This is a genomic window from Lentilactobacillus kefiri, from assembly GCF_007989105.1.
GTDB classification, from domain to species: domain Bacteria; phylum Bacillota; class Bacilli; order Lactobacillales; family Lactobacillaceae; genus Lentilactobacillus; species Lentilactobacillus kefiri.
Genome location: NZ_BJVK01000108.1, coordinates 1 through 726, shown reverse-complemented (window position 1 = coordinate 726; position 726 = coordinate 1). Strand labels below are relative to the sequence as shown.

General features: G+C 40.5%; 1 protein-coding gene. It reads left to right on the top strand.

Annotation, left to right across the window (positions count from 1 at the left end; genetic code table 11):
* Window positions 1-97: 97 nt before the first annotated feature.
* Window positions 98-726 (top strand): IS30-like element ISLpl1 family transposase (locus tag LKE01_RS11940; RefSeq protein ID WP_054769933.1); only part of this gene is annotated, 629 nt, incomplete at its 3' end.

The following is a 726-nucleotide window of genomic DNA, read 5'->3' as shown; positions in this document are numbered from 1 at the left end:
TAGATTGTAAAATTAATCCGAACGCTGTTCGGACAAAAAAGATCAGCTTCCTTTAAAATGGTGTTTACCACAAACCCATCTTTTAGGAGCTGATCTTTTGTCTAGTATAACCTATTCCGAACGAATTAAAATCGAAACCTTTTGTGAACTAGGGCTGTCCAATATCCAAATGGGCGTTCGGCTGAACCGATCACCGTCAACAATTTCTTATGAATTATCTCGATGTCAACCTTATCAGGCTGAATTAGCACAAACAGATGCCGAATACAAGCGATCACGATGTGGTCGGAAAACTAAGCTGAGCGATGAGTTAAAGCAAAAAATTCTCAACCATTTACGTCTAAGCTGGTCACCAGGAATGATTGCTCACGAATTTAAACTAGCTACTAAATCTATTTATAATTGGCTAAATCAGGGGAGAATTGGTTTCTCCTTGAATGATCTACCTGAACATGGCGTACGCCAACGGCGTAACGTTGACCAACGATCCAAATATAATCAATCTTTGGGGCGATCAATTGAACAGCGTCCCATGATGATTAATCAACGTAATCGCATCGGCGATTTTGAACTAGATACAGTCGTTGGTCCTCGTGGGCATAGTAAGGCAGTTTTATTAACTTTAATCGATCGCAAATCACGGTTCCTTTGGGCATACCGGTTAAAAGATCGGACGACAGCGACTGTTAATGAAGCACTAACTAAGTTCCTAACCACTTTTAATGG